Below are 2,637 nucleotides of genomic sequence, written 5' to 3'. Positions count from 1 at the left end.
ACGCTCGCCAACCAGGGCATGACGGAGCGCGGAGTGGTCCTTCCGGGGCTCAAGCTGCGGATGTCGGACGTGAACGCTGGAATCGGCCTGCGCCAACTGGAGAAGCTGCCCTCCTTCCTCACCAGGAGGCGGCAGATCGCTGACGCCTACCGCGCCGCGTTCTCGGACCTGCGGTGGCTGGAGGCGCCCGAGGCCGTGGGAGACGTCCTGCACGCGTGGCACCTGTTCGGCATCCGCGTGGACCACGGCGCGGACTCGTTCGTCGCGGCCACCCGCGCGCGGGGGGTCGAGACCGCGCGGCAGTTCCGCCCGGTGCACCTGGAGCCCTACTACCGGCGATCCCGTCCCGCCGCCCTTCCTGCGGCCGAGCGCGAAGCCGATCGCCTCGTGTCCATCCCGCTCTACCCGGCGATGTCCGAGAAGGACGTCGCCGCAGTGGTCACTGCGGTCCGCGGGGCCGCGCCCACCGGAAGAGGAGGCACCACAGCATGAGCGAAACCTGCTCCTACCACCACAGCCACCTGAAGGAAGCCCTCGAACTCGCGTTGGCCCGCGGCTACTCCTTCCGCACGTGCGCCCAGTACGCCGAGGGCGACCGCGGTGACGGGGGCCTGCTCGCCGTGATGCGCCACGACGTCGACCTGCTGCCCGAGCGCGTGCCGCCGATCGCCCGCATCGAGGCCGACCTCGGCATCCGGGCAACGTACTTCTTCCGCGTCCACGCCAACGAGTACAACGCGCTCGGCCACCAGACCGTCGCCATCATGCGCGACGTGCTGGCGCTCGGCCACGAGGTCGGTCTGCACGCCGAACCGCTCGACCTGCTCGCCTCCACCGGCGTCGAGCCCGCGGTCGCGATCCGGGCCTCGGTCACCGCGCTCGAAGCGGTGCTGGGCGTTCCGATCACGGGGATCGCCTCCCACAACGACATCACACCGGACAACAACCTCGACTACTTCCGCCGGACCGGCGCGGCTGAGCTCGGCCTGAAGTACGAGGCGTACGACGAGAGCGGACTGGACCTGTTCGGGAAGAGCTGGTACATCACCGACGGCCATTTCTGGTACTGGCGAGCGTTCCAGGACGGCGAGCTGACGGACAACAGGCAGTGCCTGTGCGAGCACTTCGCCGCCGAGCGGACTCCGATCTACTCGTTGGTGCACCCGCACGTGTGGTTCGAGCACCACTTCCAGCGCGTCCACCACTGACCGGCGGAGAGAGGAGGCCGACGATGGCCCACCAGTCGATCGAGGCCGAGTTCGTCCTGCGCGCGGCTCGTCCCACCCTCGACGAGGACGAGGTGGCGGCGGTCCGCGACCTCGCCTCCGGTGTCGAGGACGCGGAGCGCTGGCCCCACGTCGTGGACCAGGCCTACCGGCACCACCTGCTTCCGCTGCTCGGGCGCAACGTCGTCCGGCACGGGCTGCACCCGCGACCGCCGGGCGCGAACACCGCGTTCCGCTACGAGGAGTTGTTCACCGCCGTCTACCAGGCGAACCAGGTGCGCAACGAGGCCCTGCTCCGCGAACTCGAAGCGGTTCTGCGGGAACTGGCCCGGCACGGCGTGCACCCGTTGCTGCGCAAGGGACTCGTGCTCACCCAGGAGGTCTACCAGGACCTCGGGTCGCGACGCTCCTACGACATCGACCTCATGATCGAGCCCGAGCAGGTGCCGGTGCTCAAGGAGGTCATGCCGGCACTGGGGTACGCCACCGGAACCGTGTCGGCGAACCGGCGCGTGGTGGAGCCGCGATCGCGGGCCGAGGCCGCGTACTGGGCGATGCACGTGCCCAACCTGTCGTTCCGCAGGCAGACCAGCGAGCGCTTCGCCAACGGTTTCGTGATCGACGTGCTGCTCGACCAGTTCCTGCCCGGCAGCGGCTACCACCTGCCCGCGGGCGGGCTCACCGAGCGCGGCAGGCCCATCCGGGTCTACGGCGTCCCCACCCGCGCGTTCGACCACGAGGAGATGCTCGTCGACCTGGCGACGCACCTGTTCAAGGAAGCGACGTCGCTGCACTACGTGCAGATCGGCAAGGACCTGACGCTCGCCAAGTTCCTCGACATCGCCGGGTACGCCACCACCCAGCCCGTCGACTGGGACCGCTTCGGCGCGCTCTGCGCCCGGTACGGGATCGAGGAACCGGTCCACTACGCCCTGCACTACACCGAGACCGTCTACCCCGGCTCCATCCCGGAGCACGTCCTGGAGTCCACCAGGCCCGACGACACCGGCTTCCTCAGGGAGATCGGAACCGTGGACAAGGACGTCCACCGGTGGCAGGAGGATTTCCTGCACCGCCTGTTCGACCCAACGCGGGCGAGGCGCGCCGCCCCGTCCCGCGCACCCCTGTAGCGACCGCGCGCGGCGTGCGGCCGACGAGGAAAGGCACATGAGAACCAGCACAGCCCGGATCACACCGGTGCTCACCACCGCCCGCGCCATCCCCCGCGCGGGGTGGGGGCTCACCTCAGCGCTGGCCGCGACCGCGGTGTGCGCCGGAATCCTGCCCATCGCGCAGATGATCGCGGTGGGGATCGTGGTGGGGGCGGTGCCGCGCGCCGTCCAGGACGGCGCGGGCTCGGAGGCGTCACACCGGGTTCTGATCACCATCGGTGTGCTCGGGGCGCTGTACT

The 2,637-nt window shown here is 70.1% G+C and carries 4 protein-coding genes; all 4 read left to right on the top strand.

Annotated features, from left to right (window positions below; all coding sequences use genetic code 11):
- A partial coding sequence (locus ACTUAL_RS20830) for a DegT/DnrJ/EryC1/StrS family aminotransferase (RefSeq protein ID WP_440901429.1) occupies nucleotides 1-492 on the top strand: 492 nt, incomplete at its 5' end.
- Nucleotides 489-1,208, top strand: coding sequence for a hypothetical protein (locus tag ACTUAL_RS20825; protein WP_096495590.1), 720 nt, complete (start codon nucleotides 489-491; stop codon nucleotides 1,206-1,208). The genes ACTUAL_RS20830 and ACTUAL_RS20825, both read left to right, overlap by 4 nt.
- 23 nt (nucleotides 1,209-1,231) lie before the next feature.
- A complete protein-coding gene (locus ACTUAL_RS20820; RefSeq protein WP_440901428.1) occupies nucleotides 1,232-2,356 on the top strand; it encodes a nucleotidyltransferase domain-containing protein in 1,125 nt (374 codons plus the stop codon).
- A 37-nt stretch (nucleotides 2,357-2,393) separates the two neighbouring features.
- Nucleotides 2,394-2,637: hypothetical protein (locus ACTUAL_RS20815; RefSeq protein ID WP_440901427.1), on the top strand; the 244-nt coding region annotated here is incomplete at its 3' end.

It is taken from the genome of Actinosynnema sp. (assembly GCF_052038725.1).
This window is presented reverse-complemented; position numbering and strand designations above follow the sequence as displayed.

What these genes read in the sequence shown, in the direction of transcription:
- ACTUAL_RS20820 (WP_440901428.1), top strand. Translation starts at nt 1,232, where the DNA reads ATGGCCCACCAGTCGATCGAGGCCGAGTTCGTCCTGCGCGCGGCTCGT.
- ACTUAL_RS20825 (WP_096495590.1), top strand. Translation starts at nt 489, where the DNA reads ATGAGCGAAACCTGCTCCTACCACCACAGCCACCTGAAGGAAGCCCTC.